Origin of the sequence: Streptomyces rectiverticillatus (genome assembly GCF_013394065.1) — a bacterium.
GTDB classification, from domain to species: Bacteria; Actinomycetota; Actinomycetes; order Streptomycetales; family Streptomycetaceae; genus Streptomyces; species Streptomyces rectiverticillatus.
Window position 1 is genome coordinate 1187777 of sequence record NZ_CP040752.1, and the last position, 18069, is coordinate 1205845.

Annotated in this window: 12 protein-coding genes; 6 read left to right on the top strand and 6 right to left on the bottom strand. The window is 75.3% G+C overall.

Annotated features, from left to right (window positions below; translation table 11 throughout):
* Positions 1 to 230 precede the first annotated feature (230 nt).
* The 3 genes from FGW37_RS04755 to glpK all read left to right on the top strand — a co-directional run bounded on the left by FGW37_RS04755 (position 231) and on the right by glpK (position 5202).
* On the top strand, positions 231 to 2711 hold the full coding sequence (locus FGW37_RS04755) for a glycoside hydrolase family 31 protein (RefSeq protein WP_179079907.1): 2481 nt from the start codon (positions 231 to 233) through the stop codon (positions 2709 to 2711).
* A gap of 78 nt (positions 2712 to 2789) precedes the next feature.
* On the top strand, positions 2790 to 3608 hold the full coding sequence (locus FGW37_RS04760) for a M15 family metallopeptidase (protein ID WP_179079908.1): 819 nt from the start codon (positions 2790 to 2792) through the stop codon (positions 3606 to 3608).
* Positions 3609 to 3678: 70 nt separating this feature from the next.
* The gene (glpK, locus tag FGW37_RS04765) at positions 3679 to 5202 is read left to right on the top strand and encodes a glycerol kinase GlpK (protein ID WP_179079909.1); all 1524 of its coding nucleotides are present in this window, start codon (positions 3679 to 3681) and stop codon (positions 5200 to 5202) included.
* On the opposite strand, the gene FGW37_RS04770 is transcribed toward glpK, so the two are convergent.
* From FGW37_RS04770 to FGW37_RS04785, 4 genes are all read right to left on the bottom strand, one after another.
* The gene (locus FGW37_RS04770) at positions 5199 to 5798 is read right to left on the bottom strand and encodes a GTP-binding protein (protein WP_179079910.1); all 600 of its coding nucleotides are present in this window, start codon (positions 5796 to 5798) and stop codon (positions 5199 to 5201) included. The two genes, glpK and FGW37_RS04770, sit on opposite strands and share 4 nt — an antisense overlap.
* A 146-nt stretch (positions 5799 to 5944) precedes the next feature.
* The gene (locus FGW37_RS04775) at positions 5945 to 6373 is read right to left on the bottom strand and encodes a DUF742 domain-containing protein (protein ID WP_246430269.1); all 429 of its coding nucleotides are present in this window, start codon (positions 6371 to 6373) and stop codon (positions 5945 to 5947) included.
* Positions 6370 to 6825, bottom strand: a complete 456-nt coding sequence (locus FGW37_RS04780; RefSeq protein ID WP_179079911.1) for a roadblock/LC7 domain-containing protein — start codon at positions 6823 to 6825, stop codon at positions 6370 to 6372. The genes FGW37_RS04775 and FGW37_RS04780 overlap by 4 nt, the downstream gene beginning before the upstream one ends.
* On the bottom strand, positions 6822 to 9287 hold the full coding sequence (locus FGW37_RS04785; protein ID WP_179079912.1) for a sensor histidine kinase: 2466 nt from the start codon (positions 9285 to 9287) through the stop codon (positions 6822 to 6824). Before FGW37_RS04785 ends, FGW37_RS04780 begins: the two co-directional genes overlap by 4 nt.
* Before the next feature lie 256 nt (positions 9288 to 9543).
* Between FGW37_RS04785 and FGW37_RS04790 the strand changes: the two genes are divergently transcribed.
* The 3 genes from FGW37_RS04790 (at position 9544) to FGW37_RS04800 (ending at position 11769) form a co-directional block, all read left to right on the top strand.
* A complete protein-coding gene (locus tag FGW37_RS04790) occupies positions 9544 to 9897 on the top strand; it encodes a hypothetical protein (RefSeq protein ID WP_179079913.1) in 354 nt (117 codons plus the stop codon).
* 84 nt (positions 9898 to 9981) lie between these two features.
* Positions 9982 to 11127, top strand: a complete 1146-nt coding sequence (locus FGW37_RS04795; RefSeq protein WP_179079914.1) for an L-histidine N(alpha)-methyltransferase — start codon at positions 9982 to 9984, stop codon at positions 11125 to 11127.
* A gap of 12 nt (positions 11128 to 11139) precedes the next feature.
* A complete protein-coding gene (locus FGW37_RS04800) occupies positions 11140 to 11769 on the top strand; it encodes a hypothetical protein (RefSeq protein WP_179079915.1) in 630 nt (209 codons plus the stop codon).
* A 66-nt stretch (positions 11770 to 11835) separates the two neighbouring features.
* Here FGW37_RS04800 and FGW37_RS04805 read toward each other — a convergent pair whose 3' ends face one another.
* Together FGW37_RS04805 and FGW37_RS04810 are read right to left on the bottom strand one after the other, a co-directional pair.
* Positions 11836 to 16767: a coiled-coil domain-containing protein gene (locus FGW37_RS04805; RefSeq protein WP_179079916.1), complete on the bottom strand. Its 4932-nt coding sequence runs from the start codon at positions 16765 to 16767 to the stop codon at positions 11836 to 11838.
* Positions 16768 to 16797: 30 nt separating this feature from the next.
* Positions 16798 to 17718: a hypothetical protein gene (locus FGW37_RS04810; protein WP_179084511.1), complete on the bottom strand. Its 921-nt coding sequence runs from the start codon at positions 17716 to 17718 to the stop codon at positions 16798 to 16800.
* Positions 17719 to 18069 lie beyond the last annotated feature (351 nt).

The following is an 18069-nucleotide window of genomic DNA, read 5'->3' on the forward strand; positions in this document are numbered from 1 at the left end:
CGGGCGGGGTGTGCGCGTGGCGCGGCTGACCAGGACGATGCCACGTGATCGACTCCCGCACCAGAGCCGACGGCACACTGCGGCGCGCATCGCACCGGCCGCGGGTGGGGCCGTGCCCCGGCCGCCTCATGCGTGCCGGGTTCCTCCGTCATCCCGCCCTTGTCCCTGCGGGGGTGAACGGCGTCTGAACGACGGGCGCCGACGATCGTGTGGGTGGCAGTCTGAGCAGCATGGATGCGCATGATCTGCTGCGGTTAGTGAGGACGGTCCGTACGGCGCGGGGGGTTCGGTCCCTGCGGTCGGCGCTGCGGCGGCGGAGTGCGGACAGAGCGGGGCTGCCGCGGCCGGGTGCGGAGCGGGCGCGGGTGCCGGGTGCGGCGCAGGGGGCGGATCCGCTGCCGGGCGGCGGGGTGGTGCACTTCGCGCGGTCGTCGCTGCGCGTGCGGGTGGCGGCGGGCGGCGCGGTGTTCTGCGGCTGGGACGGGGCCGGTCCGGAGCCGTCGTACGCCGTGAACGGGCCGGGTCCGGAGGTGGACGAGCGGGCGGTGCTGGAGCCGGACACCGACGGCGGCTGGCGGGTGGTGTCGGAGCGTGTGCTGGTGGTGGTGGGCCGGCACGGGACGGTGGAGGTGCGGACGCCCGGGGGCGTGCTGCTGCGGCGTGATCTGCCGCCGCGCTGGTGGGAGCCGGCGGATGCGGCGGCGGACGCGGCGGCGGCACGTGCGCAGCACAGGCCCGGTGAGGCGCGTGAGCGGCAGGGGGCCGGTGAGGCGCGGTGGGCGCTGCGGTCGGAGGTGGCGGCGGATGCGCGCTTCTTCGGGCTGGGCGGCCGGTCGGCGGGTCCGCGGCTGCGGGACGGCTCGTACCGGCTGTGGAACACCGATCCGGACGGCGCCTTCGTGCCGGGTGACGATCCGCTGTACATCACGATGCCGGTGCAGCTGGTGGTGGCGGACGCGGGCACGCACCTGGTGTTCCACGACGACTCGTGGGACGGGCGGGTGACGCTGGCGGAGGGCGAGGAGGGCGCGGGCTCGGGCCACGACCGGCCGGGCCGCTGCGAGGTGCGGATGGACGGGGGGCCGCTGCGCTACTGGGTGCTGGTGGGGACGCCGGCGCGGGTGCTGCACGGCTGGGCGTCCCTGACGGGGGCCGCCGCGCTGCCGCCCGCGTGGGCGCTCGGTCACCACCACTCGCGCTGGGGCTTCGGCAGCGAGCGCGAGGTCCGGCGGGTGGTGGAGGGCTACGCCGAGCGCGGGCTGCCGCTGTCGGCCGTACATCTGGACATCGACCACTTCCGGGGGCACCGCGTCTTCACGGTGGACCGGGAGCGGTTCCCCGATCTGCCGGGGCTGGCGGCGGAGCTGCGGGAGCGGGGGGTGCGGCTGGTGTCGATCGTGGACCCGGCGGTGAAGGCGGAGCCGGGTCAGTGGGTGTTCGACAGCGGGGCGGCGGCCGATGCGTTCGTACGGGATGCGCGGGGGCGCCGGGTGCGGGGGGAGGTGTGGCCGGGCGAGTCGGTCTTTCCCGACTTCACCGATCCGCGGGTGCGCAAGTGGTGGGGCGGGCTGTACGGGGAGCGGCTGGCGCAGGGGTTCTCGGGCCTGTGGCACGACATGAACGAGCCGGTGTCGTTCGCGCCGTTCGGGGATCCGTCGCTGCCGCTGTCGGCGCGGCACTCGCTGGAGGGGCGCGGCGGCGACCACCGGGAGGCGCACAACGTGTACGGCCTGGCCATGGCCCGGGCCGGCTACGAGGCGCTGTGCGAGCTGCGGCCGGGTGAGCGCCCGTTCCTCTTCTCGCGCTCGGGCTGGGCGGGCATGCAGCGCTACGGCGGTACGTGGTCGGGCGATGTGGCCACGGGCTGGCCGGGGCTGCGGGCGTCGCTGTCTCTGGTTCTGGGCCTGGGGCTGTGCGGGGTGCCGTACTCGGGCCCGGACATCGGGGGTTTCTCCGGGTTCCCTTCGCCCGAGCTGTACGTGCGCTGGTTCCAGCTGGGCTCCTGTCTGCCGCTGTTCCGCACGCATTCGGCGATCAACGCGGGGCGCCGGGAGCCGTGGGAGTTCGGCGGGGAGGCGCTGGAGCACGCCGGAGCGGCGCTGCGGGAGCGGATGCGGCTGCTGCCGTACTTCGTGACGCTCGCGCACCTGGCGCGGCACACGGGGGCGCCCTACGTGCGTCCGGTGTGGTGGCGTTCGCCGGAGGACCGTGCGCTGCGGGACTGCGAGGACGCGTTCCTGCTGGGCGATTCGCTGCTGGTGGCGCCGGTGCTGGAGCAGGGGGCGGACCGGCGGGCGGTGCGGCTGCCGCGCGGGCTGTGGTACGACACGGCGACGGGCAGGGCGTACGAGGGGCCGGGGCAGGTGCTGCTGGATGCGCCGCTGTCGCGGATCCCGGTGCTGGCGCGGGCGGGTTCGGTGATTCCGGTGCAGAGGACTGCGGAGAGTGCTTCCGGTCCGTCCTCCGAGCCTTCCGGTCCGTCCGGGCTCTCCGGGCTCTCCGGGCTCTCCGGTCCGGTGGAGCTGGAGGTGTGGGCTCCGGCCCCCGGCCGCACGGGCGGGGGTGTGCTGGTCCCGGACGGAGGTGACGGGTGGGAGCCGCAGGAGACCGTGCGGTTCACCACGCGCCGGCGCAACGGTGCGGTGGTCGTGGAGCAGGAGGGTGCGGAGGAGGTGGGGTATCCGGTCCGCGTGCGGGGAGAGGGCGCGTGATGAAGCGAAGGGGAGCGCAGTGAAGTGAGAGGGCGGGCACCCTTCCCCGGGGGCCCGCCCGGCTGCTATCCGGGAGGCATGAACAGACCCCGATTCCGGGCCGCCTTGCGGGCCTTCGTCCTGCCCGCCGCGGCTCTCCTGACGCTCCTGTCCCTTCCGGCCGGCGCGCCGTCGGCGCAGGCCGCCGCCGCGCAGCCGCGTCCGCCCCGCGGGTTCGTGGCCCTCGCCGACGTGGATCCGACGATCCTGCAGGAGATGCGGTACGTGACCGTCCACAACTTCACGGGCCACCGCGTCGACGGCTACCTGCGCCCCATGTGCGTCCTGACGAGGGAGGCCGCCGACGCCCTGCACCGGGCGCAGCGCTCGCTGCTGCGCCGGGGCTACGGGCTGAAGGTGTACGACTGCTACCGGCCGCAGCGGGCGGTGAACGACTTCGTGGAGTGGGCGAAGGACCTCACGGACACTCGGATGAAGGCGGAGTTCTACCCGCGCGTGGAGAAGTCCCGGCTGTTCGAGGACGGGTACATCGCGGCGAAGTCCGGGCACAGCCGGGGCAGCACGCTGGACGTGACGATAGTGAAGCTGCCGGTCCGGCCGACACGGCCGTACGTACCCGGGGAGCCGCTCGTGCCGTGCTACGCGCCGCTGGAGCAGCGCTTCCCGGACAACTCCGTGGACATGGGCACGGGCTTCGACTGCTTCGACACCCTCTCGCACACCCTGGACCCGCGGATCACGGGCGTGCAGCGGGCCAACCGGCTGCTGCTGAAGTCGGCGCTGGAGCGGGAGGGATTCGTCAATCTGCCGGAGGAGTGGTGGCACTACACCTTCAAGCCGGAGCCGTTTCCCGACACGTACTTCGACTTCCCCGTGCTGCGCCGTCCCGCGCCTTGACGCTCCGTCACGGCGGGGGAACACTTCCCGTCCTGACAGGTCCGGACAGGTTCCGAGGTCAGGAGACGCCATGACGGGTCCGTACGTCGCCGCGATCGACCAGGGCACCACCTCCAGCCGTTGCATCGTCTTCGACCGGGACGGCCGGCCCGTCGGCGCGGACCGGCGCGAGCACCGGCAGATCTTCCCCAAGCCGGGCTGGGTGGAGCACGACGCCGCCGAGATCTGGGCGAAGGTGCAGGCGGTGGTGGCGGGTGCGCTGGCCGCGGCGGGGCTGGAGGCCGGCGAGCTGAGCGGCCTGGGCATCACCAACCAGCGGGAGACGACGGTCCTGTGGGACCGCTCGACGGGGAAGCCGGTGCACAACGCCGTCGTCTGGCAGGACACCCGCACGGACGCGCTCTGCCGCGAGCTGGGCGGTGCGGACGGGCAGGACCGGTTCCGGGCGGCGACGGGGCTGCCGCTGGCGAGCTACTTCTCCGGGCCGAAGGTCGCCTGGCTGCTGGAGCACGTGCCGGGGCTGCGGCGGCGTGCCGAGAACGGCGGGATAGCGTTCGGCACGGTCGACTCCTGGCTGATCTGGAACCTGACGGGCGGTCCGGACGGCGGGGTGCACGTCACCGACGTGACGAACGCGTCGCGCACCCTGCTGATGGATCTGGGCACGCTCCAGTGGGACGCCGGGATCCTGGCTCATATGGGCATCCCCGAGGCGGTGCTGCCGGAGATCCGGTCCTCCTGCGAGGTGTACGGGAGGGCCGTGGGGCCGCTGGCCGGGGTGCCGGTGGCGGCGGCGCTCGGCGACCAGCAGGCGGCGGTGTTCGGGCAGACCTGCTACGGGGTGGGCGAGGCCAAGAACACCTACGGCACGGGCAGCTTCCTGCTGCTGAACACCGGGACGCGGCCCGTGCCGTCCAAGAGCGGCCTGCTGACGACGGTGGGCTACCGGCTGGGCGGCGAGGCGGCCGTCTACTGCCTGGAGGGGTCGATCGCCGTCACGGGCGCGCTCGTGCAGTGGTTCCGCGACCAGCTGGGGCTGATCCGCTCGGCCGACGAGATCGAGGCGCTGGCCGCGAGCGTCCCCGACAACGGCGGGGCGTACATCGTGCCCGCCTTCTCCGGCCTGTACGCGCCGTACTGGCGCTCGGACGCCCGGGGGGTGATCACCGGGCTGACCGGCTACGTCACGCGGGCGCACCTGGCGCGGGCGGTGCTGGAGGCCACGAGCTGGCAGACGCGGGAGGTGGTGGACGCGATGTTCCAGGACTCCGGCGTGCGGATCAGCTCGCTGAAGGCGGACGGCGGGATGACGGCCAACGGGCTGCTGATGCAGCACCAGGCCGACGTGCTGGGCGTGCCGGTGATCAGGCCGGTGGTCTCCGAGACCACGAGCCTGGGAGCTGCGTACGCGGCGGGTCTCGCGACCGGCGTGTGGCAGGACCCGGACGAGCTGCGGGCGCACTGGCGGCGGGACGCGGAGTGGACGCCCCGGCGGGCGCCGCAGGAGCGGGAGGCCGAGTACCGGGTGTGGCGCAAGGCGGTGGAGCGGAGCTTCGGCTGGGTGCAGGCGCCCGCCCAGGGCGAGCCGGGCTAGCCGGCCTGCTGGGCGAGCGCCGTGAACCGCTGCTGCACCACGGAGACCAGCACCCCCTTCACCGACTCCTTCTCCCGTGCGTCGCACAGGATCACCGGGATGCCCGGGTCGAGGTCGAGGGCGTCGCGGACGTCCTCCTCGGGGTAGCGCTCGGCGCCGTCGAAGCAGTTGACGGCGAGGGTGAAGGGAATGCCGCGGCGTTCGAAGTAGTCGACGGCGGCGAAGCAGTCCTGCAGCCGCCGGGTGTCGGCGAGGACGACGGCGCCGAGCGCGCCGCGGGCCAGCTCGTCCCACAGGAACCAGAAGCGGTCCTGGCCGGGGGTGCCGAAGAGGTAGAGGACCAGGTCGTCGCGGAGGGTGATGCGGCCGAAGTCCATGGCCACGGTCGTGGTGCGCTTGCCCTCCACGCCGGAGGTGTCGTCGACGGGCCTGCCCGCCTCGGTGAGCAGCTCCTCCGTGCGCAGCGGCCGGATCTCGCTGACCGCGCCGACGAGGGTGGTCTTGCCGGCCCCGAAGCCCCCGGCGACCAGGAGCTTGAGGGCCACCGGGGCCGTCGCGGGGTGCGCGCGGCCGCGGTCGGAGCGCAGGGACCTCATGGTTGTTCGTCCTCCGGTCGTGGGGGCGTTCGCGGTGTCCCGCTCCCCCGGTGGAAGGTGATCGTTCCGTAGAGACCATGGTCACGACAAGTCTCTTCCGGTGCGCGGGCCCCGGGCGGGCCGGGCCGGAGCCCGTACGCCGCGCCTCAGAGGGCCCGCAGCCCGTCGATCACCTCGCGCAGAATGCTTTCGTCGGGCAGTTCCGCCGGGGGCACCGGGCGGGTGACCCGGACGAGCCCGGCGTCGAGCAGGTCGCCGACGAGCACCCGCACCACGCCGACGGGCAGGTCGAGGCCCGCGGCCAGCTCCGCGACCGAGCGCGGCAGGTCCCGGGTGAGCTCCGCTATGTCGAGGTGTTCCGGGGACAGCGTCTGGTCGGCGAGGGCGTGGGCGGCTCCGGGGTGCTCCGCCGGGTCCTCGGCGACGACCACGGCGATGAGGTCGAGGCCGGCCCCGTCCGCGCTGCGGGTGCGCCCGCGGGTCATGGCGTACGGGCGGACCACCGGGCCCGCCGCGTCGTCGTACCAGCGCACGTCCCCGTCGGCGGAGCCGTCCCCGGTCAGGCCGGCGGTCACCCGTCGGCGGCTACGCCGGTGCGCGGAGCAGTGGCCAGGTGCGCGCCCACCCGCTTGACGAGCAGCGTCATCTCGTAGGCGACCTGGCCTATGTCGGAGTCGGCGTCGGCGAGCACGGCCAGACAGCTGCCGTCGCCGGCGGCGGTGACGAAGAGGAAGGCCTCGTCCAGCTCGACGACGGTCTGGCGGACCTTGCCCGCGTCGAAGTGCCGGCCGACGCCCTTGGCGAGGCTGTGGAAGCCGGAGGCCACGGCCGCCAGGTGCTCGCCGTCCTCGCGCGAGAGGTCCTTGGAGGTCCCGGTCGCCAGCCCGTCGCCGGAGAGCACGAGCGCCTTGCGGATGCTGCCGACGCGCTCGACGAGTTCGTCGAGGAGCCAGTTCAGCTCGCCCGTGCCGGCCGGTGCGCCGTTCGCTGCGGTGGTTGTCCCGTTCTCGGCCTTCGGTGCGGTCATCGACCGTCCCCCTCAGATGTGGTTCCTGGTGCGGTTTTTCTCGGTGGTCTGTTCGGTGCGTCCGCCTCATTGTGCTCCCGGCCGCGCTGCCAGCCGCGCTGGAGGGCGGCCATCCTGGCCCGCACCTCGTCGGCGTCGCGCTCGGGTTCCGGACCGGCGGGGTCCGGGTCGGCGGGCCCGCGGTGGGCGCGGGTGGCCGCCACGTCCTTCCCCGAGGACGGGTCCTTCTTCAGCTGGGGGGCGAGGCTCGCCTGGCGTACGCGCCGGGGCAGCCCGCCGGGGGGCGTCCGCTCGGCCCCGGGCCTCTCCGGGCGCTCCGCCGGGGCGGAGGCCTGGCCGGTGGCCGTCGCGGCGGGCCTGCGGCGCGGCAGCGGCAGCGGTCCGTCGCCCGCCTGGTGGTGCTCCTCGCCCTCGTCCGGGCGCGGTTCGAACGGGCAGAGCGCGGGGTCGTCGGCCGGAGTGACGGCGGGCGCAGGGAGCCGGTCGCGGGAGAGCGCGGCCCGCGCCGGCGGCACCGGGGCCCGGCCCTTGGTGAGCATCTGCTCCCCCGTGTCCTCGTCCCCGGACCGGGGGTCGGTCTCGGTGAGCAGGTCCAGGGGGATGAGGACGACGGCGGTGGTGCCGCCGTACGGGGAGGTCTGGAGCGAGACGCGCACGTCGTGGCGGCGGGCGAGCCGGCTGACGACGAACAGGCCGAGCCGGTCGGTGTCGGAGAGCTCGAACTCGGGGGTCTCGGCGAGCCGGAGGTTGGCCTCCAGCAGGGCGTCCGGGGACATGCCGAGGCCCCGGTCGTGGATCTCCAGGGTGAAGCCGTTGGCGACGCGCTGGCCGTGCACCTGCACGGCGGTGTGCGGCGGGGAGAAGACGGTGGCGTTCTCCAGGAGTTCGGCTACGAGGTGGGTGAGGTCGCCGACGGCCGGGCCGCGCACGGCCAGCCGGGGCAGGCGGCGCACCTCGATCCGCTCGTAGGCCTCGACCTCGGCGACGGCGCCGCGGACGACGTCCATGAGGCGGACGGGCTTGCGCCACTGCCGGGCGGGGGCCGCGCCGGAGAGGATCACCAGGCCCTCGGCGTGGCGGCGCATGCGGGTGGTGAGGTGGTCGAGGCGGAAGAGGTCGGCGAGCTCCTCGGTGTCCTCGGTGCGGCGCTCCATGGCGTCGAGGAGGGTGAGCTGACGGTGCAGCAGGACCTGGCTGCGGCGGGCGAGGTTGACGAAGACGTCGGCGACGCCGCGGCGCATGTCGGCCTGTTTGACGGCGGCCTCGACGGCGGCCCGCTGCAGGGTGTCGAGGGCCTTGCCGACCTGGCCGAGCTCGTCGGGCCCGAACTCCCGTGGCGGGGCCTCGGCGGCGAGGTCGATCCGCTCGCCCGCGGCCAGGCGGCGCATGACGGCGGGCAGCCGTACGCCGGAGGCCTCGTGGGCCTCCTTGCGCAGCCGGCGCAGGTCGCGCACCAGGCCGCGGCCGATGCGCAGGGAGATGACGAGGGAGCAGACGAGCGCGGCGGCGCCCAGGACGCCGGCGACGGCGGCCTTGGTCAGGACGCGGACGGCGATCGGCTCGACGCGGTCCGCGTAGCGGTCGGTGGCCTCGGTGTTCATCCGGGCGAGCTCGTCGAGCACGGCGCCCGCGGCCCGCTCCCAGCGCATCGGGTCGATGGTCTGCGGGGCGCGGGAGGAGCCGGCGAGGATCGCGGTGTCCTCGGCCGCGCGCAGGGCGTGCGGGCCGGCGCCGCGCCAGTACTCCTCGAAGATCTTCTGGTCGCCGGCGGGCAGTACGGAGAGGCTGGTGCTGTAGAGGATCTGCCGCTCGGCGACGCGGTCGGAGACGGCGCGCAGGTCCTGGCGGCTCATGGTGCCGGTGGTGAGGGCGGCGGCGAGGAGGGCGTCCTCGCGGGAGAGCGCCTCGCGGGCGCGGGCCACGCCGATGAGGGCGCGGGCCTGCTTGTCCATCTCGGCGTCCTCGAAGGCGCCGAGGCTGCCGAGGAAGGCGTAGTAGGGCTCCACCAGGTCGTTGTAGGCCTGGAAGGCGCCGTGACGGCTGATGCCGCCGGCCCCGACCTTGCCGCGCAGGCCCTCGAGGTCGCCCAGGGCCTTCTCGATGCGCCGGTAGCGGACGTCGGTGGCGGGGCTCATGTCCTCGCGGACCTTGCCCGCGCCGCGGCGGAAGCCGGCGGCCGCCTTGTCGGTGGCGTCCTGCTGCTCGCGCAGGACGGCGAGGTTGTCGGCGCGGCGCGGGTCGGCGAGGTGGACGAGGGTCTGGCGGCGTTCCTTCTGCAGCGCGCGGACGAGCTCCTCGGCGGGCAGGCCCGCGGTGCGGATGGCCTCGGCGGCGGAGAGCAGCCGGGCGGCCTCCGTGCCGGTGATGACGGTGGCGAAGACCCACAGGCCCGTGAGGGACACCAGCGGCACCAGCAGCAGCGCCACGATCTTCCGGCGGATCGACTTCCCGCGAAAGCGCATGGCCTCCCCAACGTCAACCCCGATCCGGTGGGGTGGTGTTCCGACAACAATGCGGCGTGAGCCTACTACTGCGGGGTACGGGACTCGAAGGCCAGTACGGTGATCGGACCGTCGTGGCGGCCACCCGTATGGCGGTAATTCCTTGCCCATGGGAACTATCGGGCACCGTCCATCGCTCTTGTGGAGGGAGCCGGACCGCTGCGGCCGGCCTCGGCACGGACGGCGGCGGGGGCCGCCGACGAGGGGGTGAGCCGTCGTGGAGCGGGATCATGACGAGCCGTCGCACCGGGCGCGACCGCCGCTGTGGGTGGAGGGGCCCGCGCGCCGGCGCCGGATGCCGGATCCGGTGCGCACCGCCGCGGTGCGCGCGGTCCTCTTCGTCGCCGTGACGCTGGTGCAGGCGATGGTCGCGGTGCTGTTCGCGTTCGCCGGTTCGTGGCTGGCCCTGCCGGCGCTGCTGTGCACCCTGGCGAGTGTCGTGGCGACGACCTGGGCGGTGCTGGACGTGTGGGTCACGCGGCAGGTGTGGCGGCAGAGGCACGGAGTGGTGTCCGTGCCCAGCAGTTCGGCGCGCGCGGGCAGACGCGCCCGGCGCCCCGGCTTCCCCTGATCGTCAAGCGCCGGGTAGGTTCGGCGGTTGACGGTGTCGTACACCGGGCACGGGCGGGCGGACGGGCCATGGGGGGATGTACGGATGGCTGAGCGGGACCAGCGGGACCAGGCGGTGCATCGCATTCCGGAGGTGCTCCGGGATGCCGGCTGGACGGTGTGTCTGGTCGGTGAGGAACAGTCGGGCAAGCTGGCCCAGGTGACCGCGGGGTTACGGCGCGGCCCGGATCCCTCGGGCTCGGGAAAGCTGATCACCTCCGGCTTCTCCTACTGGGGCCTTGAGTCCACCGTCGCCTGGGCCCACGCCTGCAACGACCTGTACTACCCCGTGATGCGCGAGAGCATCGCCTCCTTCAGCCGCCGCTGGCGGGGCCTGAGCGAGAGACTCCCGGACGGGCCGCTGCACTACGTGAGCCTCGGCCCCGGCACCGGCCAGAAGGACCAGGCCCTGCTGCGCTCCCTCGACAGCCGGGGCCGCTGCGGCTGCTACATACCGGTGGACGTCAGCGCCGAGATGCTGCGCCTCGCGCAGCGCGAGGCGCTGCAGCACCTGCACGTGCCCGCGGCCGACGTGCTCCCCGTCCAGCTGGACTTCTCCATGCCCGCCAACCTCGACCGGCTGGGCACCCTCATCCGCCGCACGGTCGGCAGCGAGCCCGTCGTGTACTCCCTGCTCGGCAACACCCTCGCCAACTTCGACAGCGACACCCAGCTGCTGGCGCTGCTGGCCGAGAAGCTGCTGCGCCCGCAGGACCGCTTCCTGCTGGAGGTGGCCGGCACGGCCGGGCAGGACGAGGCGGCGGCCCGCGCCGCCGCGCAGGAGTACGAGAACAGCCCGCGCTTCCGGGAGTTCGTCACCAGCGCCCTGCTGCAGTACACGGACCTGCAGATCGATATGAACAGCCTCACCTGCGAGGGCCTGGTCGAGGACGACAGGGCCCTGAAGATCAAGGTGATCTACCGCAACCGCACGGGGTCCGAGCTGCAGCTCACGCTGCCCGACCGCAGCACCGTCCGGTTCCCCGACCAGGACACCATCCGCCTCCTCCTCAGCCGCAAGTACACCCGCGCCGGGCTGGAGAAGATGCTGGTGGACGCCCGGGTCACCACGGTCGGCGAGACCCACGAGGCCGGCCACACGTCCTTCGACGGGCCCGCGTTCGGGATGACGCTGCTGCTCCTCGCCCCCGGCGACGGGACCCGGCCCGCCGGCCCCAACCCCTTCGACTGACGGCCCGGCGCCGTGGGACTCCTCGGCCGGCTCAGCCGGCAGTTCTTCGCCGCCGCCACCATCGCCTGCCTGCTGATCGCCCTCGGCATCTGCGTGTGGTGGCTGACCGTCGCCCGGGGGCGCGAGGAGCACTTCGAGCCCGCGGCCTCCGGGCTCGCGCTCGTCGCCGCCATCACCGGGGTCTACGCCGAGCGCCGGGCGGCGGCCCGCGAGCGGCGCGCCCAGGCGCTGTACGCCCTCGCCGACGAGCTGGTGAAGAACACCGAGCTGCTCGGCACGGGCTTCGCGCCCCTGGACCGGTTCGCGCCCCGGGCGCGCGTCTACCCCCGGCTGCTGCAGTCGGCGACGGAGGCCGCGCTGGTGTCCGGGGTGTTCTCCGAACCCGGGCACGACGAGCTCGTCGCCCTGCTGCACCGCTGGCGCGACGCCGTGCACGACTTCAACCGGCGCCTGGACCTCACCGAGCTGCGCACGTACGTCTCGCAGGTGCCGCCGGAGGAACTGCTGGCGATCGACGAGGCCATGCACCGGCCCGGTGGGCAGCTCGACGGGCTGCGGCGGCTGCGGAGCAGCGTCGAGGATCTGTTGCAAGGGCGGTATGCCGAGCCCGGGGTCGCGGCCCGGTTGCAGCAGCTCGGATGACTGCGGATCGCCGGCACCGGGCTCCGCCGCGGACCCCGCTCCTCAATCGCCGGAGGGGGCTTGATATCAAGCAGGCACCTCCTCCGGCGGGCGGCGGTACATCCGGGTGGCCGTGATCTGGCCGTGCACCTGCTCCTCGTCCGGGTCCTGCTGTTGCGGCAGGCCCGGGCGCAGGTGCTCCTCCACGCTGATGTACTTCAGGCCCGCCCTCAGGTCGGCGTCGTTGCGCAGCCGGATGACCAGCGGGAACTCGGCCAGGGCCGTGGTGTCGAACAGGCCGGTGGTGTAGAGCAGCTGGACGCCGAGGGCGTCGGCGACGGCCCGCTGGAGCTCCAGCAGGTACGTGGCGTTGGCGCGGCCGATGGGGTTGTCGAGGAACAGGGTGCCCGCGTGGCGCTGCTTGTCGCGGCCGCGGTCGTTGCTGCGCAGCGCGGCCATGGTGCAGTACAGGGCGATGGCCGCGGTGAGCAGCTGGCCGCCGGAGAACACGTCGCCCATCTGCCGGACCGGCACCCGCTCGGCGCGCAGCACCGCGTCGGGCTTGAGGATCTCCACGGCGACGCCGCGCGGCTGCAGGGCCGCCTGGACGCCGCGCAGGAGCAGGGACATGCCGTCGCGGCGCAGGTCGGAGTTCTTCCTGACCGCCGAGCGGGTCGCCTCGTCGATGACCTCGCCGAGGCGCTCGGTGAGGGTGCTCTGATCGGGGTCGTCGAAGCGGATGCGCAGGAACTCCTGGCCCGACCACTCCCCCAGGCCCTCGGGCAGGCGCGAGAGGCGCTGGGCGGAGCGCAGGGTGGTCAGAGAGGACTCCACGAGGCCGCGCAGCCGGTCCACGATGCTGTCGCGGTTGCGCTCCAGCTGCTCCAGCTCGTCGGTCAGCACCCGCAGGCGGGGGGCGAAGGCCTCGGCCCAGGCGGCGGCGTGCTCGGGCAGAGCCGCCGCGGGCAGCTCGCGGATCTGCTGGCGGGCGGGGGTGCGCACCTGCTCGTAGCGGGTGGAGTTGGCGTGCCGGACGAGGACGTCGCTCGCCTCGCGGACCGCGGACTCGGCGGCCGAGAGGTCTCCGGCGCAGCCGCGCAGGGAGCGGCGGGCCTCGGCCGCGGCCCCGCGGGCCTCCTCCAGGCCGCCGGTGTACGGCTCGGGCTGCTCGGCGTCGTCCTCGGGGGAGTTGTCGCGCAGGAGGTCGCGCAGGAGGGCCGCGGTGTCGTCGAAGCCGGTGGCGGCGTCCTCGGCGGCGCGGTGGGCGCGCAGCAGGTCGCTGTGGGCGGTGCGGGCGCGCTCCAGGGCGTCGGTGCGGGCGGCGAGTTCGCCGGTGGCGGTGCGCAGGAGCTCCTTGGCGCGGTCGGCGTCGCCGGGGACGAGCTCTTCGGGGAGCTCGGTGTGGGCGTCGCCGTCGGCGGGGGCGAGGCGCTCGGCCTCGCCGCGCAGCCGGCCCAGCTGCTCGCTGGCCGCGGAGGCGCGGCTCTCCAGCATCTGGACGAGCTCCTCGGCGCGGGCCGCGGCGGCCTGCCGGGAGGGCCCGTCGGCGCCCTCGGTGCCCTCCAGGAGCTGGGCGGCGCGGGTGCGCACCTTGTTGGTGAGGCGGTCGAGCTCGTTGCGGGCGGCGCTCTCGTCGCTCTCGGCGCGGGCCTGCTCGGCGCGCAGGTCGGCGCCGACGCCGACCTTCTCGTAGACCTGGGAGGCGGCGCGGTAGGCCTCGCGCAGGGCGGGCAGGGAGGCGGTGGGGGGCTCGCCGGCCTCGGGGACCTCGTCGGGGGCGCCGGCGATCTCCGCGCGCTCGGCGCGCAGGGCGCGGGCCGTGCGGCGGGCGTCGTCGGCGGCGCGCTGGGCGGCGCGGCGGTCCTCGTCGGCGGCGCGGGCGCGGTCGACGAGGACGGCCGCCCGCTCCTCGGCCTCGGCGGCCTCCTCGGCGAGCTCGCGGGCGCGCGTCTGCCAGTTGGCGCGCTCGCGCAGGCGGTAGGCGAGCCCGGCGAGGGCGTCGGCGGCGCGGCGGGCGCGCTGGGCGCTCTCCTGGCGCTCGTCGCGCACGCGGGCGGCCTCGGCGGCGGTCTCCTCCGCCTCGGCGCGGGCGGAGCGCAGGCCGGTCAGCTCCTCCTGGGCGGTGTCCGCGGCGGCGCGGGCGCGAGCGGCCTCGCCGGCCAGCTCGGCGAGACGGCCGGCGGGGCAGCCGGCGCGCCAGGAGGCGAGGCGGGCGGCGAGGGTGCGGTCGCCGGCGAGGCGGGCCGCTATGGCGCGGATCTCCTCGTCGCGGGCGAGGGAGCGCTCGCGCAGGGTGTGCCGCTCCTCGTCGGCGGCGCGCTCGTCGTGCATGGCGGGGTTGGGGGCCACGAGGAACACGCCGGTGTCCTGGCGGCCCTCCTCCGGTACGGGGGCGAGCAGGGCCTCGGACGTGCCGACGGCGAGGGCGGAGCGGGGCAGCAGGGAGGCCGCGTCCAGCACCTCGCGGGCCCGGGCGTGGGAGTCGGTGTCGGTGATGACGACGCCGTCGACGAGCTCGGGGCGGGCCGCGAGGACGGCGGCGTGCCGGGCCGGGTCGACGGCCTGGGCGAGGTAGCGCCAGCCGGGCAGGGCGGGGATGCCGTGCTCGCCCAGGTACTCCACGGCCGCGAGGACGTCGGGGCGGGGCGGCAGCAGGCCGCCGTCGCCGAGGGCGCCGAGGATGCGGGAGTCGTCGGCGGCGGCCGTGCGCAGGTCGAACAGCTGCCGCTCGGAGGAGGCGACGCTGTCGTCGAGCAGCTCCCGCAGCGCGTCGGCGTTACGGTCGAGCTCTTCGGCGGTCAGCGGGCCGAACCCGGCGCGGCGGGGTGCTGCGCCGCCGCCGGTGTGGCCGGCGTCGGTGTGACCGGCCTCGGTGTACCGGGCGCCGTCGCCGGCCGGAGTGCCGTCGCCGGCCCGGCGGGGAGCGGGCGGGCGGGCGCCGCCGCTCCGCCCTGCAGTGGATCCGTCGGCCGAAAGGCCGGATGCCGTGCCGTGGGCTCCGGCGCGGCCGGGACCGTCGGCTGCCTGCGCACAGCTGTCCCGGCCGGCGCCCCCGGTGGAGCCGCCCGCGGAGGGCGCATCGGCGTCGGCGGCACCCCTCGGGCCCGGAACCTGGCCGGAGGCCACCGGCTCGGGCAGGCCCAGCAGCTCGATCAGGCGCTGCTCGGCGCCGATGGACTCGGCGGCGCGGCGCTCGGCGTCGTGGGCGGACTCGGCGGCCGCGGCGGCGTCCGCGGCGCGGGCGGCGGCCAGCTCGGCGCGGCTCTCGGCGGCGGCCGTCTCCTTGGCCCGGTCGGCGGCCTGACGGGCGGTCTCCCGCGCGGACTCGTACGCGGCGACGGCCGGCTTCTCGGCGTCGCTGGCGGCGAGGGCGGCGCGGGCCGGGTCGGCGTCGCCTGCGTCGTCGATCCAGCCGGCGCGGACGGCCTCGGCGGTCTCCTGCTCGACCTCGGCCAGGCGCTGGCGCAGGTGGCCGGATTCGCTGCGGGCGCGCTGGGCCTCGGTGGCGGCCGCGGTGGCGTCGCGGTGGGCGGCCTCGCTCGCTTCCTGGAGGGCGGCGGAGCGCTCCTCCTCCTCGTTGGCGCGCTGCTCGCCGGTCTCGGCGGCGGTGTTGAGGGCCCGTACGAGCTCGGTGGCGGCCTGGGCGCGGGCGGCCAGCGCCGGGGCGGCGTCCCGCTCGGCCTCGCGGATGGCGGCGGCGACGCGCGCGGAGCGGTCGGCGGCGGCGCGGTGGCGCAGGACGGTCTCGGCGGCCTGCCAGGCGGAGTGCAGCGTGCGGGCGTCGTTGAGCTCGCGGCGCTGGGCCGCGGCGGCCTTCTCGGCCGCGGCGAGGGCCAGGGAGGCGTGCCGGTAGGCGATCTCGGCGGCGACCAGGGAGCTGCGGCCGCGCTCGGTCTCGGCGTCGGTGACGGCGTGGGCCGCGGCGGCGACCTGCTCGGCCAGCTCGCCGGCCCGGCCGCGCTCCTCGAAGGCGCGGGCTGACAGGCGGCGGGCGAGGCCGCGGGTGCGGCGCTCCGCGCCGGCGTGCACGCCGCGGGCCTGCTCGCGCTTGACGGCCGCGTCGGCGATGCGCGACAGCAGGTCGAGGGAGCCGGCGGTGAAGTCCCGCTCGGCGGTGAGCTCGGCGCGGCGGCCGAGCTTGTGGGCGAAGCCGTGCACGAGATCGGCGAGGCCGTCGGTGTCGCGGGTGTCGGTGACCGCGCGCAGCAGCAGGTCGGTGAAGTCCGAGTCGTTCTTGACGGCGAAGAGGCCGGCGGCCTCGCCCTCGTCGGCGTTCATCTCGCGCTGGTAGCGGAAGAGTTCGGGGTCCAGGCCGAGCTCGCCCAGGTGCTCGTTCCAGCGCTCGTGGATCTCCTCCCAGACCACGTCCAGGTGGGGGTAGGCCTTGCCGGCCTCGGTGAGGGCGTCGCGGAAGCCCTTCATCGTGCGGCGGCGTCCCCGTGCGCCGGAGGCGCCGGAAAGCACAGTGCCGGAGGCGCCGGAAAGCACAGTGCCGGAGGCGCCGTCGGCGGCCGGGCGCATCGCGGTGGACTCGGCGACGGGCAGCGCGTCCAGGCTCAGGCCCGGGCCGGGGCGGAAGGAGTACCAGGCCTCGGCGAACTTGCGCGGGTCGTTGGAGACCTGGCGGCCGCGCCACTCGCTGACCTTGCCGACCACGATGGTCTCGCCCGTCAGGACGTGCTGCCACTCCAGGGCCACGTGCCCGCAGTCGTCCGCCAGCAGGAACTTGCGCAGCACGCCCGAGCTGGCGCCGCCCAGTGTGTTGCGGTGGCCGGGCAGCATCACCGAGAAGATGAGCTTGAGGAGGACGGACTTGCCGCCGCCGTTCTCCAGGAAGAGCACGCCGGCCGGGGCGGGGCGGCGCGGCGGGCCGACGGGCTCCTCCTCGAAGAACTCCGCCTGCGTCGGCGCGGGCGTGGGCACGGGCGCGCCCACGCCCCGGAGGTCCAGCACGGTGTCGGCGTAGCGCGCACCGGCGGGCCCGATGGAGTAGAGGCGGACCCGGGACAGCTCGTACATGGCGGACTCTCGTGTGTGGCGGGACGGTGGTCAGGCGGAGTGGCTGTGCTGGTTGTGCTGGTTGTGCTGGTTGTCGAAGAAGGGCAGGCCGGCGTCGGCGACCAGGTCGAGGGCGTCGGCCTCGTCCGGCGGGAGGAGGGTCGCGCTGCCGTCGCCCACGGGCACGATGCCGAGCTCCAGCAGCTCGGCCATGGCAGCGGTGCCGGCCATGTCGCGGACCTGGAGCTGGTAGCGGGCCGTGGTGCGGTAGGCGCCGCCGGCGTCGTCGCCGGTGCGCTGCAGGAAGCCGGAGTCGACGAGGAAGGCGACGGCCTTGGCGATGATGCCCGTGGTGGAGCCGGCGAGGCGGCGGGCGTCCTTGGTGGCGCCGGTCGCGCTGCGGCGCGCGTAGACCCGCCAGGCGGCCTCCAGGCCGGGGGCGTCCGTCGTCGGGTCGGTGTTCTCGCCCTGCTCGGCGGCGCGCTCCTCCAGGCGGCGGCACGCCTGCCGGACGAACGCGTCCACGCCGTTGACCGTGAGCCGGCCGATGTAGCCGTCGTCGGCCAGGTCCTCCGGGCGCGGGAAGGCCAGGGCGGCGACCGCGAGGTGGGCGAGGCCGTGCAGGAAGCGGTCGCCGGAGTCGACGGTGGCGCGGCGGGCGTAGTCGCCCATGCGGACGGCGAAGACGGAGTCCTCCGCGGCGGTCACCGCCATGCCGGCGCGCGTGGACACCTCCAGCACGATCAGGCCGAGGCCGGCCGCGACGGCGTCCGCGAGGCGCGCGAACGCGGGGTCGTCGCGGTGGCGGCGGAGCAGCTCCGCGTACTCGGCGTCCCGCGCGGGCACGAGCTTGGGCTGCAGCCCGAACGCGATGAGCCGGGCGGCGTCCGCGGCGTCCGCCGGGGTTACGGCGGCGGTGCCGCCGCCGCTGGTCGCGGACGCGTCGGCCTCGCCGACGACGTCCGGCTCCACCGGGGCTTCGGCGTCGTACTCAGTCACGGTTTACTACTCCTGCGGATGTGGTCTTTCGGTGGGCCCGGCACCGCCGGGATGCCGCGTCGTGGCCGGTCGCCGTCGCGGCGGAAGGGACGACCCGGCTTCCCGGGGACGCGTGGCCGGCCGTGGCAGCGGCGCTTCCCGTGCCGGGGCGGCGGCCGGCCTCACCCTCTTTCCCGCCGCAACGGCGAGAAGACGTACGGCGCAGTCCGGCGGTGCCGGGACGGCCGCAAGTCGCCGACGTCGCCTGCAGACAAGCCGCAGTGCCAGGGCCGACGCAATTCCGGGCCGCCCGCCGCAAGCGCGCCGCAGTGCCGGGACCGGCAC

What these genes read in the sequence shown, in the direction of transcription:
- FGW37_RS04770 (WP_179079910.1), bottom strand. Translation starts at nt 5,798, where the DNA reads ATGAGGTCCCTGCGCTCCGACCGCGGCCGCGCGCACCCCGCGACGGCC.
- FGW37_RS04780 (WP_179079911.1), bottom strand. Translation starts at nt 6,825, where the DNA reads ATGACCGCACCGAAGGCCGAGAACGGGACAACCACCGCAGCGAACGGC.
- FGW37_RS04760 (WP_179079908.1), top strand. Translation starts at nt 2,790, where the DNA reads ATGAACAGACCCCGATTCCGGGCCGCCTTGCGGGCCTTCGTCCTGCCC.
- FGW37_RS04785 (WP_179079912.1), bottom strand. Translation starts at nt 9,287, where the DNA reads ATGCGCTTTCGCGGGAAGTCGATCCGCCGGAAGATCGTGGCGCTGCTG.
- FGW37_RS04795 (WP_179079914.1), top strand. Translation starts at nt 9,982, where the DNA reads ATGGCTGAGCGGGACCAGCGGGACCAGGCGGTGCATCGCATTCCGGAG.
- FGW37_RS04805 (WP_179079916.1), bottom strand. Translation starts at nt 16,767, where the DNA reads ATGTACGAGCTGTCCCGGGTCCGCCTCTACTCCATCGGGCCCGCCGGT.
- glpK (WP_179079909.1), top strand. Translation starts at nt 3,679, where the DNA reads ATGACGGGTCCGTACGTCGCCGCGATCGACCAGGGCACCACCTCCAGC.
- FGW37_RS04755 (WP_179079907.1), top strand. Translation starts at nt 231, where the DNA reads ATGGATGCGCATGATCTGCTGCGGTTAGTGAGGACGGTCCGTACGGCG.